We start from the raw sequence: 19,471 nt of genomic DNA on the forward strand, positions 1-19,471 counted from the left end.
GGAGGGGCCGGCGCCGTGCCACGATGAGGCCATGCGGCGCAGCCTCCTCCTCGCCACGGCGCTGGCACTGACGGTGCCGGCGTGCTCCCCGGCGGAGCCCCGCGGCGGCGAGGACCCGTCGCCGCCGACGAAGGGAGCCGCCGCCGACGACGGCGAGGACGGCGAGGTCAGCGGGGACGGTGGCACCGAGCCCGGCGCCGAGCTGGCGTTCGGGGAGCCCGCCGTGCTCGTCTGGCAGCCGACACGCGACGTGACCGGCGAGCTCGAGCTCACCGTCGCGGCCGTCGCCGAGCAGCGTCCGTCGGTCTTCGACGGCTGGGCGGGCGACGAGGCGGTGGACGAGGCCCGGCCGTACTTCGCCACCGTCACGCTCGCCAACGTCGGTGACGCCGACCTCGGCGGGCAGGACGTGCCGCTCTACCTGCGCGACACGGTCGGGTCCCTCGGCGCGCCGTGGACGGTGGGCGGCGACTTCGAGGCCTGCCAGAGCGGGCCGCTGCCGGATCCCTTCGAGCCGGGCGCGGAGGCGGAGATGTGCCTGGTCTACCTCGTGCCGGAGGGCGGGCGCGTGCGCGACCTGGTGTTCCAGCCGACGGAGGGCTACGACCCCATCTCGTGGAGCGGCGAGGTGCGCAGGCCCGCGGCCGAGAGGCCCGGGGCACGGACGCCCGGGAAGGCACGGCGCGGGGAGCGCGGGAGGCGCAGCGGTCGCGGCTGAATTTGGGCGCGGCACCGCCCGCCTCGGACAATGGGGGCATGACCGCCGTGCCCGACTCGCTCACGCTGGGGTCGCTGCGCGTCGACACCCCGGTGGTGCTGGCGCCCATGGCGGGCATCACCAACGCCGCGTACCGCCGGCTCTGCGCCGAGCAGGGAGCCGGTCTCTACGTCTGCGAGATGATCACCAGCCGCGGGCTCGTCGAGGGCGACGAGACCACCCGCAGAATGCTCGTCTTCGACGACGTCGAGTCCGTGCGCTCCGTGCAGCTCTACGGCACCGACCCGGTCTACATCGGCAAGGCCGTGGAGATCCTGTGCGCCGACCACGGCGTCGCCCACGTCGACCTCAACTTCGGTTGCCCGGTCCCGAAGGTGACCCGCAAGGGCGGCGGGGGAGCGCTGCCGTGGAAGCGGGGGCTGCTCGGCGAGATCCTCACCGCCGCCGTCGCCGCCGCGGCGCCGTACGACGTGCCGGTGACGATGAAGACCCGCAAGGGCCTCGACGACGACCACCTCACCTACCTCGACGCCGGCCGCATCGCGCAGGAGACCGGTGTGGCGGCGATCGCGCTGCACGGGCGCACGGTCCAGCAGGCGTACTCCGGCGAGGCCGACTGGGACGCGATCGGCGCCCTGGTCGACCACGTCGACATCCCGGTCCTCGGCAACGGTGACATCTGGGAGGCCGCCGACGCCCTGCGCATGGTGGAGCAGACCGGCGCCGCCGGCGTCGTCGTGGGCCGCGGCTGCCTCGGTCGCCCGTGGCTGTTCCGCGACCTCGCGGCGGCGTTCCACGGGGAGGACGTCGCGACGCTGCCGACGCTCGGCGAGGTGCGCGACATGATGCGCAGGCACGCCGAGCTGCTGTCGGAGCACATGGGGGAGGAGCGGGGCTGCAAGGAGTTCCGCAAGCACATCACCTGGTACCTCAAGGGCTTCCCCGCCGGCGGCGAGCTGCGCCACCAGCTCGCCCTCGTCGACTCGCTGGCCGCGCTCGACGCCCTCCTCGACGGCCTCGACGGCGACGCGCCCTTCCCCGAGCGGGAGCTCGGCACGCCCCGCGGACGCCAGGGCGCGCCCCGCAAGAAGGTGGTGCTGCCCGACGGGTGGCTCGACGACACCGACGGGCGTGGAGCCCAGCTGCGCGAGGACGCCGACGAGGCGACCGGCGGGTGAGCCGGAACACGGGGATTTCTACCGTGGAAGATTGGGACGCGCCGACGAACCTGTGCTCTACTCGATGATCGCGTCGACGTGGGCACGAGTTCACCGAAGCTCCACTCGTGGTTCGACGCAGTCCCCCGTCAGCAACAGCAAAGGATCAGCGCTGTGGCTCAGCATCGCCACAAGCGGGAAACCCCTGCTCGCCCCCGTCTGTCCCGTCTGCCCCGCGCCGTGCAGGTCGCCGCGCCCCTCGCGGTGGTCGCGACGCTCTCCGCAGTGACCATGGGCGTGCTCGCCGCAGAGCCCGCCACCAGCGACGACCTGCTCGCCTCGTCCGGCTCCCAGTCGACCGCCCGCGCTGCGGCCGACAGCGAGCCCGGTGCCGGGCGTCCGAGCGCCTTGAGCGCCGACCCGACCGCCGACCCGACCGCCGACCCGACCGCCGGCTCGGCGCTGCGCCGCCGCGACGAAAGCCCCGTCTCCCGGTCGCGGACCCGCTCCGCGGCGAGGGCGGAGGCGGCGCGCGAGGAGCTCGCGGTCGACCGGCGGGCCCGGCGCCTGGCCCGCGAGGTCGGCGACACGATGTGGACCACCGAGGTGCTCAACCTCTGGGAGGGCCCGTCGGAGAAGTCCGACAAGATGGGCGTGATCGGCGAGCTCGAGCAGGTGGCGGTCACCGGCCGCCAGCAGATGGGCCGCACGCAGGTCGTCGTCGACGGCCAGTCCCGGTGGGTCACGTCCGGCTACCTCGTCGAGGACAAGCCGAAGCCCGAGCCGGAGGGTCCCAGCCTCGGCGGCGTCTGCAGCAACGGCTCCGCGATCGACGCGGGCCGCGCGTCGCTCTACGAGATCCACGACGTGGTCTGCGCGAACTGGCCCGAGGTCACCAGCTACGGCACGTGGCGCGGTGACGGCGAGCACGGCCAGGGCCGCGCGATCGACATCATGGTGAGCGGCTCGACCGGGTGGGCGATCGCCGAGTTCCTGCGGACCAACTACGCCGCCCTCGGCATCGAGTACATCATCTACGCCCAGAAGATCTGGTCCGTGGAGCGCTCCGGCGAGGGCTGGCGCGGGATGTCCGACCGCGGATCGGTCACTGCGAACCACTACGACCACGTGCACGTCACGGTCTACTGACCGCTCGTCCCCGGTGCTCGCTAGGCTGACCGGCCGATGAGCATCGAGGACCTGTACGACGACGCGGCGCGCGAGCGCCTCGTGGCCGAGCCGCCCAAGCGGGTCGACGCCCCCGTCCGGTTGGCGTTCGAGCGCGACCGGGCGCGCGTCGTCCACGCCGCGGCGTCACGCCGGCTGGCGGCGAAGACGCAGGTGGTGGGTCCGCAGACCGACGACTTCGTCCGCAACCGGCTCACCCACAGCCTCGAGGTCGCCCAAGTCGCGCGCGACCTCGCTCGTGCGCTGGGCACCCATCCCGACATCGCGGAGACCGCGGCGCTCGCCCACGACCTCGGCCACCCGCCGTTCGGGCACAACGGCGAGCGAGCGCTGGCGGGCCTGAGCGTCGACTGCGGTGGCTTCGAGGGCAACGCCCAGACGCTCCGGCTGCTGACCCGGCTGGAGGCGAAGACCGTCGACGCCGACGGCCGCTCCGTGGGCCTCAACCTCACGCGCGCCACGCTCGACGCCTGCACGAAGTACCCGTGGGGCCGCTCCGAGGCGACCGGTCCGCACGGCGTCCACGCCGACGGCACCCCGCGCGTGGTGGTGAAGTTCGGGGTCTACGACGACGACCGCCCGGTGTTCGACTGGCTGCGCGCCGGGGTCGAGGGGCGCCGGCGCTGCCTCGAGGCGCAGGTCATGGACCTCGCCGACGACGTCGCCTACTCCGTCCACGACGTCGAGGACGGCATCGTGGCCGGTCGGCTCGACCTGACCCGCCTCGACCGGGACGCGCTGTGGGCGACGGTGCGCTCGTGGTACCTCCCGGGCGCCGACGACGCGACGCTCGACGTCGCGCTCGAGGGCCTGCAGGCCGTCGGGAGCTGGCCGCGGTCGTCGTACGACGGGAGCAGGCGCAGCCTCGCCGCCATCAAGAACCTCACCAGCGACCTCATCGGCCGCTTCTGCGGCAGCGTCCAGCAAGCCACGTTCGCAGCGGCGGGCGGGGACCCGCTGGTCCGCCACCGGGCCGACCTGGTCGTCCCGGAGAGCACCCAGGTGGAGATCGGCGTGCTCAAGGGCGTGGCCGCCCTCTACGTGATGCAGGCCGACGACCGGGTCGCGCTGATGGAGCGCCAGCGCCAGCTGGTCGCGGAGCTGGTGGAGGCGCTGTGGCAGCGCGGTGCCGATGGGCTCGACCGCGTCTTCGTCGACGACTGGGACGCGGCCGGCGACGACGCCGCACGCCGGCGGGTGGTGATCGACCAGGTCGCCTCACTCACCGACGCGAGCGCCGTCGCCCGCCACGCTGCGCTGGTGCTGCCCGCGGCCGGCTAGTCAGCGGCGAGCCGGCCGCGAGGGCCCCGTCAGGGCAGGTCGCCCTGCGGGTACGGGTCCTCCTGGCGGGCGGTGCTGTCGGGGTGCAGCTGGTCCTCGAGGTCCGAGCGGTGGTCGCCGTTGCTGGACGGGGTCACCTTGTCCGCGGCGGAGCTCGCCGCCGCCGTGACCTTGTCCTTCACGACCGGGGCCTTCTCCTTGGCCAGGTCGGCGGCCTGGTGGGCCTTCTCCTGCACCCGGGGGTCCTGCTTGACCCGGGTGGCGGTCCTCTTGATCTGTTCGTAGCGCTCCCGGCCGGCGCGCGCGCCGAGCACGTAGCCGACGCCTCCGGCGACGAGCAGCATGAGCTTCTTCATGTGGTTCCCCTTCCCTGGGCGGTGGTCAGTGGGTGCGACGGCGCCGCCACAGCAGCAGCACCACGGCCATCGCGACGAGCGAGCCGGCAGCGGCCAGCACCTCGGGGCGCGGCGTGCCCGAGTCGGTGGTCGCGGCACCCCGGAGGTCCGCGACCTTGCGCCGCGCCTGCGACTTCACGTCGAGCTTGGCGGCGAGCTCGTCGACGGTGTGCGAGAGCTGCTCACGCTGCGCCGCGATCTCGGCCGCGAGCTGCTCGGGCGTCTTGTGCCCGTCGGAGGAGCCGTTCACCTGCTCACCCATCGTGCGCCGCCTCCGTCGCGTCCGTGGACGGGCCCTGGGCACGGCTCGGCCGGGACAGTCGGTGGACGGGTGCTCCGAGAGCCTGACTCTCTGGCCCTCCCTGCTGAGCGGTCATGTCCCGAGCCTCCCAAACTCGGGTGGCACGCACCACCCGCCCACGCCCCAAGGGGTGGCGGGCGGCCCGCTCCGGGGTTGGGGAGACCGCGCCGCGCCGATGGGGGCCCGCCCGTAGACTCCCCGGCGTGGCAGGCCGGATTCGCGACGACGACATCGCCGAGGTGCGCGAGAAGGCGCGGATCGACGACGTGGTCTCCGGCTACGTCACGCTCAAGCCCGCCGGCGGCGGGTCGTTGAAGGGACTGTGCCCGTTCCACGACGAGAAGACGCCGTCGTTCAACGTCAACCCCGCTCGGCAGTTCTTCCACTGCTTCGGCTGCGGCGAGGGCGGCGACGTCATCTCCTTCGTGATGAAGGTCGACGGCCTGACCTTCACCGAGACCGTCGAGCGCCTCGCCGAGAAGTACGGCGTCCAGCTGCGCCGCGAGGACGGCGACGACGAGCCCGTACGCCCGCGCGGGCCGGCCCGCGGCAGGCTGGTCGAGGCACACCGGGTGGCCCAGGAGTTCTACGCCGAGCAGCTCGGGTCGGCCGACGCCGTCGTCGCCCGCCAGTTCCTCCACCAGCGCGGCTTCGACCAGGCCGCCGCCGAGATGTTCGGCGTCGGCTTCGCACCCCGCGACGGCGAGGCGTTGACCCGCCACCTGCGCGGCCGCCGCTTCACCGACGAGGAGGCGGTCGCCGCCGGCCTGGTCGCCCTGGGCCGCTCCCACTACGACCGGTTCCGCGGCCGGCTCGTCTGGCCGATCCGCGAGGCCAACGGCGACACGATCGGCTTCGGTGCCCGCCGGATCTTCGACGACGACCGCATCGAGGCCAAGTACCTGAACACCTCCGAGACCGCGATCTACAAGAAGAGCCAGGTGCTCTACGGCCTCGACCTGGCCCGCGCCGCCATGAAGGACAGCCAGCAGGCGGTCGTGGTGGAGGGCTACACCGACGTGATGGCCTGCCACCTCGCGGGCGTGCGGACCGCCGTGGCGTCCTGCGGCACCGCCTTCGGCACCGACCACGCCAAGGTGCTGCGCCGCTTCATCGGCGACCACGGCACCACCAACGGCGAGGTGATCTTCACCTTCGACGGCGACTCGGCGGGCCAGAAGGCCGCGATGAAGGTGCTCGACAGCGACCAGGTGTTCGCCTCCCAGACCTACGTCGCCGTCGCCCCCGAGGGCATGGACCCGTGCGACCTGCGCCTGCGGGAGGGCGACGAGGCGGTCCGCGAGCTGGTCGCCAGCCGGCAGCCGCTCTACCGCTTCGCCCTCGACAACATCCTCACCCGCTACGACCTCGACCGCGCCGACGGCCGCGTCGACGCGCTGCGCGACGCGGCCGGCCTGGTGGCCGGCATCCGCGACAAGACGAAGGTCGAGTCCTTCTCCCGCGAGCTGGCCCACATGGTCGGCGTCGACCTCGACCAGGTGCGCGAGGAGGTGCGCCGGGCGGCCAGCCGCCCGGCCCGCACCGACGAGCGGCGCCCGGCCCGCTCGAGCGAGCCGCCGCAGACACCCGAGCCCGCCCGGCCGGCCCTGCCCAGCCTGTCCGACCCCCGCTTCCTCATCGAGCGCGAGCTGCTCAAACTCGTCATCCAGCACCCGGCGGGCGTGGGGCGCACGACCGCCCACGTGACCCCCGGCGACTTCACCCACCCGACCTTCCAGGGCGTGTGGGAGGCGGTGACCCGGGCAGGCGGCCCGACCACCGGAGTCGACGACCCGGGCTGGGCCAACCGGGTCCGCGGCTCGGCGAGCGACCCGGCCGTGGTCGCCGCGGTGACCGAGCTGGGCGTGGAGCCGGTCCGCGGCACCGCCGACCCGACGCCGACGTTCGCCGTCGCCTACGTCTACCGGCTCCAGGAGCTCACCACGTCGCGCCGCATCGCCGACGTGAAGGCTCGGCTCCAGCGCACGAACCCGGTCGAGCACGCGCTCGACTACAACCGCATGTTCGGCGAGCTCGTCATGCTCGAGCAGCACCGCCGGAAGCTGCGCGAGGGCGCCGTGGGCCAGCCGGGAGGATCCGCGTGAGCCGCTTCCGGAGGCGTACGCCGTCCCCGTCCGTCGACGTGGGCCCGGGGGAGCGGGTGCTGGCCGCCGCGACCACGGCCGACGGCACCGTCCTGGCCGGCACCCGTGACGCCTTCTACGTCGTCACCGACGGCACCACCCGTCGGGTCCCGTGGGAGCAGGTCGAGTCGGCCGGGTGGGACCGCGACACCGACACCTTCCGGCTCTCCGAGGTCGGCTCCTGGGGGGAGCAGCGCCCGGTGCACACCGCCACCATCGAGGCCCCCGGACGGCTCCTCGAGCTCGTCCACGAGCGCGTCACCGCCAGCGTCGTCCTGCAGCGCCACGTCCGGCTCGGTCGTCGCCGCGGACTGCGCGTCATCGCCCGCCGGGCACCCTCGGGGGCGGGTGAGGTGCAGTGGGTCTACGAGTACGACGAGGGCGTGGACCCCGACGACCCGGCGGTCCGCGCCGCGGCCGGGGAGGCGCTCGAGCTGGCCCGCCGTGACGTGGGCCTGCCCTGATTTCACCCGCGGTGAGGGGGCTTGCTAAGGTTTCGGCTCGCTGCACAAGCGATCCCCTGTAGCTCAACTGGCAGAGCATTCGGCTGTTAACCGGAGGGTTGTTGGTTCGAGTCCAACCGGGGGAGCCAGAGAAGGGCCCGAGGCCGACGCCTCGGGCCCTTCGCCATCTCCCGGTGTGAGCGACGGCCCCGAGCCGCCGGGCGGTGGGCGGACCCGGGGCGCCGAGGCGTCAGGGCAGGATCGCGTCGACGTACCCGCCGTCCACCCGTACGGCACCGCCGGTGGTGGCCGAGGCGAGGGGCGAGCTGAGGTAGGCCACCATGGCGGCGATCTCGGAGGGCTCGATGAGGCGCTGGAGGAGCGACTGCGGCCGGTGCGTGCGCATGAACTCGCGCTGCGCCTCGTCCCAGGGCAGGTCGTCGCCGACGAGGCTGCGCACGAAGTCCTCGACCCCGCCCGTGTGGGTCGGCCCGGCGATCACGGAGTTGACGGTGACCCCGCTGCCGGCGGCCTCCTTGGCGAAGCCGCGTGAGACCGCGAGCAGCGCGGTCTTCGACATGCCGTAGTGGATCATCTCGACGGGCGTCACCACCGCGGAGTCGCTGGCGACGAAGAGCACCCGGCCCCACCCCCGCTCGACCATCCGGGGGAGGTGGTGGCGCGTGAGGCGGACCCCGGCGAGCACGTTGACCTCGAAGAACCGCCGCCACTCCTCGTCGGTGATCTCCAGCGCCGGGCGGCTCTCGAAGATGCCGAGGTTGTTGACGAGCACGTCGACGTCGGGCATCGCCTCGACCGCCCGGGCGAAGCCCTCGTCGGTCGCCACGTCGGCCACGACCGGGACGAGGGCGTCAGCGGGGACGCCCGGCCGGGCGTCGCGGGCCTGCGCGACGGCCCGCCCCACCGACTCCTCGGACCGACCGTTGACGCCCACGGCGGCGGCGCCCGCCGCCGCGAGCTGCTCGACGATCGCGAGACCGATGCCCTGGGTGGAGCCGGTGACGAGGACGCGCTTGCCGCTGAGGTCGATCTGCATGGCCCGAACCTAGCGCCGGGGTCCGGGCGGGGCGTGCGGGAGGGACCCGGGCGACGCCCCCGGGTCCCTCGCTGCTCGCACGCCGTTGTGCGATCCCGGACCCCGGTCCCCGGGGCTCACTGCCATGCCCCGTGACGCCGAAGCCGGGCTCGCGGGATCCCCCATGCCGGGCCCGCTCGACCACGGTGCGGCCTGCACGTTCCGCGGGGAGCGCCGTCCGGTTGCCGTGACGTAACGCTTTCGGCCGCACGTGTGAACGATGCGTTACGCCGGCCGGAACGGCGCCCGGGCTGCGCGAAGGTGGCCGCATGAGCACGGAGCAGGGGCAGGCCGGGGCCGGGACCGAGTTCGTGGTGCGACCGGACGGGACGGTCGTGGGCAGTGACGGCGCCGCCGGTGCGCTGGCGGCGGCGCTGCCCTACACCGGGCGGTTGGCCCGGCGGATGGGCGAGCTCGTCGGGATCGGCGACCTGCGCGGCATGGAGGGCCTCGGTCGGCGCCGGCTGGCCGTGACCGTGACCTGGACGCCCGCGGGCGAGGGAACGTACCGGGCGACCGTGCACAGGGTCGAGGAGCGGGTGGTGCCCCACTTCACGGTCGTCGGGGCCGTCGACACGGCTGCGGCGGTGGACCACTGCCTGGGCCGCCTCATGACCGTCGACGGCGTGGAGTGGAGCACGGTGGTCACCGCCGGGTCGCGGGTGGTCGCGGCGCGCGGGCAGCGCCAGGACCTCCACCACCTCGCCGAGGTCGGGAACCGGATGCTGGCGATCCTGCGGTCGCTGGAGGACCAGCACGCGAGCGGTTTCATGCGGCTGCGCTTCGAGCAGGGGGCTGTCGTGGGCGCCTCGCTCGGACGCCACGCGCTCGTCGCCCGGGTCGCGGCGACCTCCGACGCGGAGCTGGTCGCCATGATCGACGAGGTCAGGGCGATCCTGGCCCAGTACGACCTGACCGCGGTGCAGTCGGAGTTCGACCCGGACGCCGCCGAGGAGGAGCCGGCCGCGCCGGGCGGCCCCGTCGAGGCGGCGGCGCCGCAGCCCGCGACGCCGCCACCGCTGGTGGGGGCGCGGTTCGCGGGCGCCGGTGAGCGCTCACCGCGTTCCGCGCGGCGGCGGAGGTTCGGCGGCCGCTGAACGCGAGGCCAGGCGACGGAGTCCCCAGCCGGCGGCACGGTGCTCAGCCCCAGCCGAGCGGGAAGACCTCGAACGTCGACGCGTGCGTGACGCCGAGGCCCTGGCCGCCTCCCCGCAGGATCCCGTCGAGGAACTCCTCCGGGTCCCAACCCTCCCACCCCAGGCCCTCGATGTAGGCCCGGTGCTCCTTCAGCGACGCCACGCCCGCGTCGAAGGTGTCGGTGACGTCGACGGCGTGCGTGGACTGCGGCGAGCCGCCCGCCCACACCGCCCGCACCCCGCCCCAGGGCTCGAGGCCGTCGGTCAGCTGCTCGGGGAAGATCCACCGGTTGCCCGCGTCGCGCACGGCGTCGAGCAGCGCCCTGCCGACGGCGATGTGGTCGGCCTGGTTGAGGTTGGTGCCGCCGAAGGTCTCGCGGAAGTTGATGGTCATGGCGATGTCGGGGCGCTGCTCGCGCACGACCCTCGCGATCGCGCGCCGCAGCTCCACGCCGTACTCCAGGATCCCGTCCGGCAGCCGGAGGAACACCACCTCGTCGACCCCCACCGCGGCCGCGGAGGCGACCTCCTCGGCCTCGCGGATCGGACCGCACTCGTCGGGCTGGATGCCGTCGATGCCGGCCTCCCCGCTGGTCACCATGCAGTAGACGACCCGCTTGCCCTGGCCGGTCCAGCGCGCGACCGCCGCGGCGGCGCCGTACTCGATGTCGTCGGGGTGCGCGACCACGAAGAGCGCGCTCTCCCAGTCCTCGGGGAGCGGTTCGAACGACGGGGGGGCGGGACGCTGGTCGGTCATGGTCCGAGCATGGCACCGCGCCGCTCGTGCAGTGAAGCGAACACTTACTCATGTACGGTCGCGCCGAGCCCGGGGCACCCGGTCCGGTCGCGCCCTGAGCCCGGTCGAGCGAGGCGTGATGGCTCAGGCCATCACGCCGACGGACTGCGGGGTGAACCCGGGGAACACCTGCGCGACCGACACGCCGAACCGCTTGGTGACCACCTCGGTGAGCACGCTGCGGTAGTCGGTGGTGACCAGCACGTCGGCGTCCGGCGTGTCGGACAGGCCGGGCCAGGTGCCGTAGTAGCGACCGCCTCGCACACCGGCGCCCGCCACGAACATCACGTTGCCGAAGCCGTGGTCGGTGCCGTAGTCGTCGTTCTCCCGGACCCGGCGCCCGAACTCGCTGAGCGTCACCAGCGTGACCCGGCCGGCGGCCGGGCCCAGGTCGGAGAAGAACGCGGCGATCGAGGCCGCCAGGTCACCGGCGTTGCGCTTCATTTCGCCCCACTCGAGCGTGCCTGCGTCGGTGTGCATGTCCCAGTCGCCCTGGTCGACGGTGATGACCTCGGCGCCGACCCCGGAGCGGATGATGCGGGAGACGTCGGAGAGCGCCTTGCCCAGGCCGGATACCGGGTACGGCGTCGCCGGGGTGCCGGCAGCGGTGTCGCGAGCCGCGCCGAAGGTCTTCGCCCCCGAGATCGCGTCGCGCACCGCGCGGCTCATCGGGCTGCTGCCGCGCCAGGCGTGCGCGAGGGAGGCGAGCCGCCGTCCGTCCTCCTCCGCGCCCGCCACCTTGGCCTGGTCGACGCGGTCGACCACGAACGCTGGGTTGGCGCCGAACAGCGACGTCGGCACCTGGTTGCCCATGGCCGTGCCCTGCAGCGGCGAGGTCCCCGGCAGTTCGCCCAGGAGCCGGTTGAGCCAGCCGTTGCGCTCGGCGGAGCCGGGAGCGGCGTCCTCGATGGCCTCCATGGCGGCGAAGTGGGACCGGTTCGGCGTGGCCATGCCGGTGGCGTGCACCGCCGCCAGGGAACCGGCGTTCCACATCGGCAGCAGCGGAGCGAGCGCCGGGTGCAGGCCGAACATCGCGTCGGGCGCGAGCAGGGACGACGCCGGGATGCCCAGCCGGGGGCGGGCGGCGTAGTAGACGGGGTCGGCGTGCGGCACGACGAGCGACAGGCCGTCGGCGGCGCCGCGCAGCGACAGCAGCACGAGCACCGAGCCGCCCGGCGCCAGGGTGGCCGCGGAGCGGCCCGTCACGGCGTACGCCCGGGGGCCCGCGCCGGTCAGCGAGGGGCCAAGCGCGACGGCGCCGCCGGCCAGGGCGGTGCCGACGAGCTGTCGGCGGCTGAGCGCCAGGCGGGCCTCGTCGTAGTCGGGGCAGCCGCAGGAGCGCGTGGGGGTCTCAGGAGGTGTCATGTCAGCACGCCAGGTGGTCGGGGGAGTCGAGGACGGCGGCCAGGAGACGCGGGAAGCCCCACTCGTAGAGACCGTGCTCGCGGTCGATCTTCTCCTTGGCCCGGCAGCCGGTGGCCAGGCACGCGGTCTCGACGAGCCGCCTGGACGCCGGACGGTGGAGCAGGTCGCGGCTCACCTCGTCGACGAGGTCCGCGAACCGGATCGGCTTCTTCGGCACCCACGCGCTCGGCGTGCGGTAGCGCAGCCCCTCCGACGGCCACCAGCCGCCGGCCATCGACCAGTGCATGCTCATCGACCCGAGCGCGCGTGCGGGCGAGGCCCACACGTCGTCGGTGACCGGCGTCCCGTCGGGCCGCGGCCACGCGTGCGGCGACAGCCCGAGGCCCGAGGCCTGCCAGAGGATCGCGTTGGCGCCGGAGTCGTTGCGGCTCGGCCGGCGCACCTCGACCCCCAGCGCTCGGTAGGTCGCCACGACGTCCTCGCCCGGGTCGCGCAGCTTGTCGCCCGCCGAGGCGCGGAACTCCTTGCTGGCGACCAGGGCCCGGAGCACCGGGACGATCGCGGTGTCGTTCTCCAGGTAGACCTTCGCGAGCCGCTTCACCAGCGCCTGCGGCGGGTCGTCGCGCACGAACTTCGTCGCGAGCCGCTCGCAGACATGGCGGGCGGTGTCGGGGTGGTGGGCGAGGTAGCGCAAGTACTGCCTGGTCACCTCGCGACCGTCGGCCTCGCGGTTGTCGTGCTCGAAGCCGCGCACCCGGACCTGGCCCGTCCAGTGGTCCTCCTCGACGTAGGAGGCCTTCCACGTCTTCCACAGGTCCACGTGCCAGCCGGTGAGGATCCGCGCCGACGCCTTGACGTCGTCCTCGTCGTAGCTGCCGGTGCCGAGCGTGTGCAGCTCGAGCAGCTCGCGCCCGAGGTTCTCGTTGGGCGAGCGCTTGGTGGAGGTGGCAGCCGACAGGAAGATCAGCATCGCGGGGTGGGTGGTGGTCGCGGCCAGCAGCTGGTCGAAGCGGCCGAGCGCGTGGCGGCGGACGGTGTCGCCGTAGTCCACGCGCCACGTGAACTGCGCGTCGCCGCTCACCGGCACGTGCAGCATCGCCTCCCAGAACTCGGTCATCTTCTCCAGCACCGGGCGTCGCGTGCGGATGCGCCGCACGAGCAGCCAGCGGCCGTAGTCCTCCATGACCTGCCAGCCGCCGCGGACCTCCTGGACCTGACGCTGCCACAGGTCCGCGGGCGTGCGGTCCAGGTCGGGCCACCACCGGCGCACGGCGTCGGCGTCGCGGTCGTTGAACGAGCTGGGGCGGGTGAGCTGCTGCTCGAACCACGCCTTCGCGCCGCCGGCTCGGCGTACGTCCCGGGCGAGGGTGCCGTCGACCCCGTAGCCGAAGCGCGTCACGAGGTGACGTTGCGCAGGGGACAGCAGTTCTGAGGCGTTCCTGGCCACCGAGGTCCTCCCATACCCGAGCCACCGAGACGGCACACTGTCCCACGTGCGCGCCCGGGCGCGAAGCCGAACGCCGGATCTCGGTGAGGAAGCGACCGCGGTTCTGGCAGTGACGCCCGGTCTCGCCGCCGTGGAACCCGGAACGCCGGTGGGCGTCATACGAAGCCGCACCTATGGCGTCCGGTTGGTATGACGCTGGGCCCGGCCGGCGGCGGTGGGCGTCATACGAACCCGCACTTATGGCGTCCGGTTCGTATGTCGCTGGGGCTCGGCCGGCGGCGGTGGGCGTCATACGAACCCGCACCTATGACCTCCGGTTCGTATGACGCTGGGGCTCGGCTGCCGGTGGGCGTCATACGAAGCCGCACCCATGGCCTCCGGCTCGTATGACGCTAGGGCTCGCCGCGCCGGTGGGCGTCATACGAAGCCGCACCCATGGCCTCCGGCTCGTATGACGCTAGGGCTCGCCGCGCCGGTGGGCGTCATACGAAGCCGCACCTATGACCTCCAGTTCGTATGACGCCGGGGCGCAGCCGGTTCGTATGACGCCGGGGCGCAGCCGGTTCGTATGACGCCGGGGCCCGGACGCCGGGGGCCCGCCCGGCGGCGATCCGCGATCGCTTAGGGTGCGCCCGAGGGGCGGTAGCTCAGTCGGTCAGAGCAGAGGACTCATAATCCTTGGGTCGTGGGTTCGAGCCCCACCCGCCCTACGGGTCAGCCCTCGTCCGCGATCAGGTACCGGTCGCCGTCCTGGGCGAGCTGCAGCCGACCCTGCTCGGTGCTGGTCCGGCCGTCCGTGGTTTCGAACACGATCGTGTAGGACACGGTCATCGTGCGGGGATCGGCCCGGATGCCGCTCGGGGTCGCGGAGGTGATGGTGCTCCAGAACCCTGCGTACCGCCCGTAGCCGCCGCTGTCGGCCTGGAACTCAGGGGTGAGCATGGCGAAGGTGGTCTCCGGGTCCGAGGTGACCGTCGCGAAGTAGTCGCGCACGAAGGCCTGCATCGACGCCGCGGTGGCACCCGTCGCGGGCGGGCTGGTGGTCGTCGGCTCCTCGGTCGGCTCCGTCGGCTCCTCCGTCGGCTCCTCGGTCTCCGACGGTTCCGTCGTCGCGGTCGGGTCCTCGGACTCCGTCGGCTCGCCCGACGGGGACGACTGCTCCGATGCCGCATCGCCGGTGCCGCCCGCGGGCCGCTCGCCGTCACCCGGCCAGAGCAGCCACGCGCCGATCCCGGCGACGAGCACCAGGGCCAGCACCGCCGCCACCCAGCCGAGCGGCAGCCGGCGCGATCGCGCCGGCTCCGGAGGGGGGGTGGTGTCACGGGACGGGGCGGGCGGCGGGGCAGGAGCGGCTGCGGCAGAGGCGGCGGCAGGGGCGGCGGCAGCCGCGACCGGCAGGGCACCGGCGGCGGCGACGGGCATCGTCCGCGTGCCGGGGTCCGTGCCGTCGTCGTCCGCGTCGCCGCGGGGGGAGGCCGCGAGGGCGGTGCTGGGCCGCCCGCGCGCGATGAGCCGCAGGTCGTCACGGACCTGCCGGACGGTCCAGCGATGCCCGGGGTCCTTCACCATCATCACGCCCAGCAGGCCGGCCGCGGGGTGGTCGGCGGGCAGCCGCGGCGGCTCGTCGTGCACGACCTTGTAGAGGCCACCGAGGACGTTGTCGCCCACGGCGTACGGCGGCTCGCCGACGACCGCGTGGTAGAGCGTCGCGCCGAGCGACCACACGTCGCTGGCCGAGGTCGCCGGCTGTCCCGACGCGACCTCGGGGGCCAGGTAGGCGGGGGAGCCCGTCACCAGGCCGGTGTGCGTCAGCGTCGCGTCGCCCACGGCGCGCGCGATGCCGAAGTCGGCGAGCTTCGTGTGGTCGTCGGCGCCGACCATGATGTTGGAGGGCTTGACGTCGCGGTGGACGATGCCCGCCGTGCCGGCCTGGACGAGGGCGTCGGCGGCCTGCGCGAGGATCCCGGCGGCCCGCCGGGGGTCCAGCGGGCCCTCGGTGGCGACCAGCTCCGCCAGGCTGTGGCCCTCCACGTGTTCCATCACTAGCCAGTAGCAGTCCTCGTCCTTGACGAGGTCGAAGATCGACACGACGTGCGCGTGGTTGATGCCGGCCGCGAGTCGCGCCTCGCGCTCGGCCCGCGCGATGTCGTCCCTGGTGGTGCCGGCCAGGAGGCCGATGCGCTTGATCGCCACACGTCGGCCGAGCACCTCGTCGTGGGCGAGGTGGACGACGCCGGCCCCGCCGCGCCCGATCTCCCGCTCGAGGCGGTACCTCCCTGCGATCACGTCCCACCCCTTCCGTGGCTCCTGCTCAGGCTAGTCACCTGCGGGAGAACGTCCTCACCCGTGAGGACCAGTACCCCCCGAGCGCCGGGGCGGACGCCCGCCGGCGCCTAGCCCTCCCCGGCGATGAGGAGCCGGTCGTCGCGCCGCTCGAGCTGGAGGCGCACCTGCTGGGTGCTGCGCTCGCCCGACTCCATGACGTAGTCGACGGTGTAGCCGACGGTGAGATCGGACGGGTCGCTCCGCACCTCGGCCAGCGCCGCCGAGCGGACCCGGCCCCACCAGCCGAGGTAGCCCTCGTAGCCCCCGCTCGCCTCCTGGAACTCGGGGGTCAGCTGCTCGAAGCCCGCTCGCGGGTCGGTCGTGACCGTCGCGAGGTAGGACGTGATGAAGGCGTCCATCTCCTCGCGGGTGTCCTGGGCCGTGACCGGCGGCGAGGCGCTGCCGGTGGGGCTCGACGTCCCGGACGTCTCGGACGGGGTGGCGGTCTGCGGCGTGCCGCCGTCGTCCTCGGCCAGCGCCTCGGGCGTGCCGCGCCCGGCGAGCACGTACGCCGCCACGACGGCCGCCACCGCCATCGCCGCCGCCGCCACGATCCAGCCCCAGCGCGTCCCGGAGCGGCGCGGCCCGGAGCGTCGCGCCCCGGCGGTGGTGGGTGCGACCTCGGCAGGGGGCAGGACGCCGGTCGCCCGGCGGGCCGTCGTGGCGGCAGCCGGGACCACGGCCGAGCGCTCGCCTCGCGCGACCCGCGCCAGCTCGTCGCGGACCCTCGGCATCGGCCATCGGGCGTCGGCGTCGCGGTTCATCATGATGGTGAGCAGCCCGGCCACCGGGTGCTCGTCGGGGAGCCGGGGCGGGTCCTCGTGGACGATCTTGTAGAGCGCGCCGATGAGGTTGTCGCCGACTTCGTACGGCGGCCTCCCCGTGACCGCGTGGTAGAGCGTCGCGCCCAACGACCAGACGTCGCTGGCGGGCGTCGCGGACGAGCCCGAGGCGACCTCGGGCGCGAGGTAGGCGGGCGACCCCGTCACCAGCCCCGTCTGGGTGAGCGACGGGTCGTCGGCCGAGCGGGCGATCCCGAAGTCGTTGAGCTTGGCCGCGTCCCCCGCGATCATGATGTTGCTCGGCTTGACGTCGCGGTGGACGATGCCGCGCGCGTGCGCCTCGACCAGCGCGTCGGCGGTCTGCGCCAGCAGCATCGCCGCCTCGGCCGGCTCGAGCGGGCCCGAGGCGCGGACCCGCTCGCCCAGCGTCTGCCCGTCGACGTACTCCATGACGAGCCACCGCACGCCCTGCTCGTCGACGAGGTCGAACACGGAGACGACGTGCGGGTGGTTGAGCGCCGCCGCCAGCCGCGCCTCGCGCTCAGCACGCTCGAGCTCGACGTCGTCGGAGCCCGGCAGCAGCCCGATGCGCTTGATCGCCACCGGACGCCCCAGCACCTCGTCGACCGCCAGGTGCACCGTGCCGGAGCCGCCGCGGCCGATCTCCCGCTCGAGCCTGTACCTGCCTGCGATCACGTGCCGAACCTCCCGCGTCCGCGCCCTAGGCTAGTGCCCGTCCACCAACCTGCCCCCATCGAAGGAACCGACGTGACGACCCCCAATGTCCTCGACGAGCTGGAGTGGCGCGGCCTCGTCGCCCACTCCACCGACCGCGACGCGCTCCGCGCGGCGCTGGGCGAGGGGAGCGTCAAGTTCTACGTCGGCTTCGACCCGACGGCGCCGAGCCTCCACATGGGCCACCTCGTGCAGGTGCTGACGGCCAAGCGGCTGCAGGACGCCGGACACACGCCGTACGCCCTCGTCGGCGGGGCCACCGGCATGATCGGCGACCCGCGTGACTCCGGGGAGCGCACGCTCAACTCCCTCGACACGGTCAAGGAGTGGGTCGAGCGGGTGCGCGGGCAGATCGAGCCGTTCCTGTCGTTCGACGGCCCCAACGCCGCGACCATGGTCAACAACTACGACTGGACCGCCTCGCTGTCGACCATCGACTTCCTGCGCGACATCGGCAAGCACTTCCCGGTCAACCGGATGCTGGCCCGCGACACCGTCAGGCGTCGGCTCGAGTCGGGCATCAGCTACACCGAGTTCTCCTACGTGCTGCTGCAGTCGATGGACTTCCTCGAGCTCCACCGGCAGCACGGCATCACGCTGCAGTTCGGTGGCTCCGACCAGTGGGGGAACCTGACCGCCGGCGTGGAGCTGATCCGCCGCACCGACGGCGCCCACGTCCACGCGCTGGCGACGCCGCTGCTCACGAAATCCGACGGCACCAAGTACGGCAAGACCGAGGGCGGCGCCCTGTGGCTCGACCCGGAGATGCTGTCGCCCTACGCCTTCCACCAGTTCTGGCTCAACGTGGAGGACGAGAAGGTCGGCGAGCTGCTCCGGGTGTTCACCTTCCTCGGCCGCGAGGAGATCGAGGACCTCGAGCAGCAGACGGCCGAGAAGCCGTTCCTGCGCGCCGGGCAGAAGCGACTGGCCGACGAGGTGACCGCCCTGGTGCACGGACCGGAGGAGGTCGAGCAGGCGAAGGCCGCAGCAGCCGCGCTCTTCGGCGGGGGAGACCTCGCCGCTCTCAAGCCCGACACGCTCGCCTCGGCGCTGGGGGAGGCCGGAGGGACGACGGTGCCGGCGGGTGAGCTGCCGGGCATCGTCGACCTGCTCGTCGCCGCTGGTCTCGCCACGAGCAAGGGCGAGGCGCGGCGGACGGTGGCCGAGGGCGGCGCCTACCTGAACAACGTGCGCGTGGAGGACCCCGAGCTCCGACCGACCGGCGACGACCTGCTCGCCGGCTCGTGGCTCGTGCTGCGGCGCGGGAAGAAGAAGTTCGCCGGCGTCCAGGTGGGGTGAGGCGACCAGCTCGACCGGTGCCGTGAGGACGTCCTCGAGCGGGATCCCAGCGGCCCCTCCTGCCACAACAGGCCTCTGACCTGCGCAAACGCAGATGTGCGCGCGGTCACACGGTTTCGATTTGCGTGGCGGCGCCGGGGCTGGTTAATGTTTCTCCTGTCGCCAGGGAGCGGCGGGGAGCAAGACCGGTCAGGTCGGGCTCCCGGCCCCGGGCAGGACAACCCGAAGCGGTCATCGGTCACGGTGACACCAGTGGGTCGGAGCGGAACAGCCGAGGATTTGCCTCGCCAGAAAGCCGCTCGCTAAGTTTGACCAGTTGCCTCACGCAACCGAGGTCCACACCGGACCGCGATGTGGGTGCGTCTGATGTTTGAGAACTCAACAGTGTGTTTGATTAGTCGACGAATTAGTTTGTTATGCCCCGTTGACGTCATGTTCTGGTTCTGCTCTTTGTGGGTGGGGCTGGGTGTGGTGTCGCGGTTTCTTTGACGATGATTCTGACAATTGTCAGTTTTGTTCTTGTCAGGGGATGTGGCTCTTATTGATAGTCGCTGCCTCTGCTGCCGTTTGTGGTGGTGGGGGTGGTTGATGGTTTTCGATGGAGAGTTTGATCCTGGCTCAGGACGAACGCTGGCGGCGTGCTTAACACATGCAAGTCGAGCGGAAAGGCCCTTCGGGGTACTCGAGCGGCGAACGGGTGAGTAACACGTGAGTAATCTGCCCTTGGCTTCGGGATAGCCACCGGAAACGGTGATTAATACCGGATATGACCAGCTGTCGCATGGTGGTTGGTGGAAAGTTTTTCGGCCAGGGATGTGCTCGCGGCCTATCAGCTTGATGGTGAGGTAATGGCTCACCATGGC

General features: G+C 73.0%; 16 protein-coding genes, 2 tRNA genes and 1 rRNA gene. 11 read left to right on the forward strand and 8 right to left on the reverse strand.

The window, feature by feature from the left end; translation table 11 throughout:
* Positions 1-31 precede the first annotated feature (31 nt).
* From J3P38_RS14925 to J3P38_RS14940, 4 genes are all read left to right on the forward strand, one after another.
* Positions 32-718 carry a hypothetical protein gene (locus J3P38_RS14925; RefSeq protein WP_210504224.1) on the forward strand — a complete coding sequence of 229 codons (687 nt, stop codon included), beginning with the start codon at positions 32-34 and terminating at the stop codon, positions 716-718.
* A 38-nt stretch (positions 719-756) separates the two neighbouring features.
* Positions 757-1,896 (forward strand): tRNA dihydrouridine synthase DusB, encoded by a 1,140-nt coding sequence (gene dusB / locus J3P38_RS14930; protein WP_210440536.1) that lies wholly within the window; start codon positions 757-759, stop codon positions 1,894-1,896.
* Positions 1,897-2,049: 153 nt separating this feature from the next.
* Positions 2,050-3,024, forward strand: coding sequence for a hypothetical protein (locus tag J3P38_RS14935; RefSeq protein ID WP_210504225.1), 975 nt, complete (start codon positions 2,050-2,052; stop codon positions 3,022-3,024).
* 36 nt (positions 3,025-3,060) lie between these two features.
* Positions 3,061-4,344: a deoxyguanosinetriphosphate triphosphohydrolase gene (locus tag J3P38_RS14940; protein ID WP_210504226.1), complete on the forward strand. Its 1,284-nt coding sequence runs from the start codon at positions 3,061-3,063 to the stop codon at positions 4,342-4,344.
* A 29-nt stretch (positions 4,345-4,373) separates the two neighbouring features.
* On the opposite strand, the gene J3P38_RS14945 is transcribed toward J3P38_RS14940, so the two are convergent.
* Together J3P38_RS14945 and J3P38_RS14950 are read right to left on the reverse strand one after the other, a co-directional pair.
* The gene (locus tag J3P38_RS14945) at positions 4,374-4,700 is read right to left on the reverse strand and encodes a YtxH domain-containing protein (RefSeq protein WP_210504227.1); all 327 of its coding nucleotides are present in this window, start codon (positions 4,698-4,700) and stop codon (positions 4,374-4,376) included.
* Between the two features lie 25 nt (positions 4,701-4,725).
* The gene (locus tag J3P38_RS14950; protein WP_210440540.1) at positions 4,726-5,001 is read right to left on the reverse strand and encodes a DUF3618 domain-containing protein; all 276 of its coding nucleotides are present in this window, start codon (positions 4,999-5,001) and stop codon (positions 4,726-4,728) included.
* A gap of 242 nt (positions 5,002-5,243) precedes the next feature.
* Between J3P38_RS14950 and dnaG the strand changes: the two genes are divergently transcribed.
* The 3 genes from dnaG to J3P38_RS14965 all read left to right on the forward strand — a co-directional run bounded on the left by dnaG (position 5,244) and on the right by J3P38_RS14965 (position 7,776).
* Complete coding sequence (gene dnaG, locus J3P38_RS14955; RefSeq protein ID WP_210504228.1) at positions 5,244-7,145, forward strand: DNA primase; 1,902 nt, start codon at positions 5,244-5,246, stop codon at positions 7,143-7,145.
* Entirely contained in the window at positions 7,142-7,648 is a 507-nt protein-coding gene (locus tag J3P38_RS14960) for a hypothetical protein (RefSeq protein ID WP_210504229.1), read from the forward strand. The genes dnaG and J3P38_RS14960 overlap by 4 nt, the downstream gene beginning before the upstream one ends.
* Before the next feature lie 52 nt (positions 7,649-7,700).
* Positions 7,701-7,776, forward strand: a tRNA-Asn gene (locus tag J3P38_RS14965).
* Between the two features lie 101 nt (positions 7,777-7,877).
* Here the strand turns inward: J3P38_RS14965 and J3P38_RS14970 are convergent.
* Positions 7,878-8,684, reverse strand: coding sequence for an SDR family NAD(P)-dependent oxidoreductase (locus J3P38_RS14970; protein ID WP_210504230.1), 807 nt, complete (start codon positions 8,682-8,684; stop codon positions 7,878-7,880).
* Between the two features lie 308 nt (positions 8,685-8,992).
* Between J3P38_RS14970 and J3P38_RS14975 the strand changes: the two genes are divergently transcribed.
* A complete protein-coding gene (locus tag J3P38_RS14975) occupies positions 8,993-9,820 on the forward strand; it encodes a hypothetical protein (protein ID WP_210504231.1) in 828 nt (275 codons plus the stop codon).
* Positions 9,821-9,863: 43 nt separating this feature from the next.
* Here the strand turns inward: J3P38_RS14975 and J3P38_RS14980 are convergent, their stop codons facing one another.
* The 3 genes from J3P38_RS14980 to J3P38_RS14990 form a co-directional block, all read right to left on the reverse strand.
* Positions 9,864-10,616 (reverse strand): PIG-L deacetylase family protein, encoded by a 753-nt coding sequence (locus tag J3P38_RS14980; protein WP_210504232.1) that lies wholly within the window; start codon positions 10,614-10,616, stop codon positions 9,864-9,866.
* A gap of 123 nt (positions 10,617-10,739) precedes the next feature.
* Positions 10,740-12,020 (reverse strand): DUF1501 domain-containing protein, encoded by a 1,281-nt coding sequence (locus J3P38_RS14985; protein ID WP_210504233.1) that lies wholly within the window; start codon positions 12,018-12,020, stop codon positions 10,740-10,742.
* A 1-nt stretch (position 12,021) separates the two neighbouring features.
* Positions 12,022-13,419: a DUF1800 domain-containing protein gene (locus J3P38_RS14990; RefSeq protein WP_210504234.1), complete on the reverse strand. Its 1,398-nt coding sequence runs from the start codon at positions 13,417-13,419 to the stop codon at positions 12,022-12,024.
* Positions 13,420-14,103: 684 nt separating this feature from the next.
* Between J3P38_RS14990 and J3P38_RS14995 the strand changes: the two genes are divergently transcribed.
* Positions 14,104-14,177: transfer RNA gene (locus J3P38_RS14995), tRNA-Ile, on the forward strand.
* A gap of 4 nt (positions 14,178-14,181) precedes the next feature.
* On the opposite strand, the gene J3P38_RS15000 is transcribed toward J3P38_RS14995, so the two are convergent.
* Entirely contained in the window at positions 14,182-15,753 is a 1,572-nt protein-coding gene (locus J3P38_RS15000) for a serine/threonine-protein kinase (protein ID WP_210504235.1), read from the reverse strand.
* Positions 15,754-15,860: 107 nt separating this feature from the next.
* Entirely contained in the window at positions 15,861-17,270 is a 1,410-nt protein-coding gene (locus J3P38_RS15005) for a serine/threonine-protein kinase (protein WP_210504236.1), read from the reverse strand.
* Positions 17,271-17,342: 72 nt separating this feature from the next.
* On the opposite strand from J3P38_RS15005, the gene tyrS reads away from it, so the two are divergent.
* A complete protein-coding gene (gene tyrS, locus J3P38_RS15010) occupies positions 17,343-18,608 on the forward strand; it encodes a tyrosine--tRNA ligase (RefSeq protein ID WP_210504237.1) in 1,266 nt (421 codons plus the stop codon).
* 595 nt (positions 18,609-19,203) lie between these two features.
* Positions 19,204-19,471, forward strand: a 16S ribosomal RNA gene (locus J3P38_RS15015); the annotation flags it as partial.

This window comes from Nocardioides xinjiangensis, assembly GCF_017916455.1.
Lineage (GTDB): Bacteria > Actinomycetota > Actinomycetes > Propionibacteriales > Nocardioidaceae > Nocardioides > Nocardioides xinjiangensis.

Coding starts and splice junctions, on each gene's coding strand:
- J3P38_RS14925 (WP_210504224.1), top strand. CDS start 32: ATGCGGCGCAGCCTCCTCCTCGCCACGGCGCTGGCACTGACGGTGCCG.
- dusB (WP_210440536.1), top strand. CDS start 757: ATGACCGCCGTGCCCGACTCGCTCACGCTGGGGTCGCTGCGCGTCGAC.
- J3P38_RS14940 (WP_210504226.1), top strand. CDS start 3,061: ATGAGCATCGAGGACCTGTACGACGACGCGGCGCGCGAGCGCCTCGTG.
- J3P38_RS14945 (WP_210504227.1), bottom strand. CDS start 4,700: ATGAAGAAGCTCATGCTGCTCGTCGCCGGAGGCGTCGGCTACGTGCTC.
- J3P38_RS14950 (WP_210440540.1), bottom strand. CDS start 5,001: ATGGGTGAGCAGGTGAACGGCTCCTCCGACGGGCACAAGACGCCCGAG.
- J3P38_RS14970 (WP_210504230.1), bottom strand. CDS start 8,684: ATGCAGATCGACCTCAGCGGCAAGCGCGTCCTCGTCACCGGCTCCACC.
- J3P38_RS14975 (WP_210504231.1), top strand. CDS start 8,993: ATGAGCACGGAGCAGGGGCAGGCCGGGGCCGGGACCGAGTTCGTGGTG.
- J3P38_RS14980 (WP_210504232.1), bottom strand. CDS start 10,616: ATGACCGACCAGCGTCCCGCCCCCCCGTCGTTCGAACCGCTCCCCGAG.
- J3P38_RS14985 (WP_210504233.1), bottom strand. CDS start 12,020: ATGACACCTCCTGAGACCCCCACGCGCTCCTGCGGCTGCCCCGACTAC.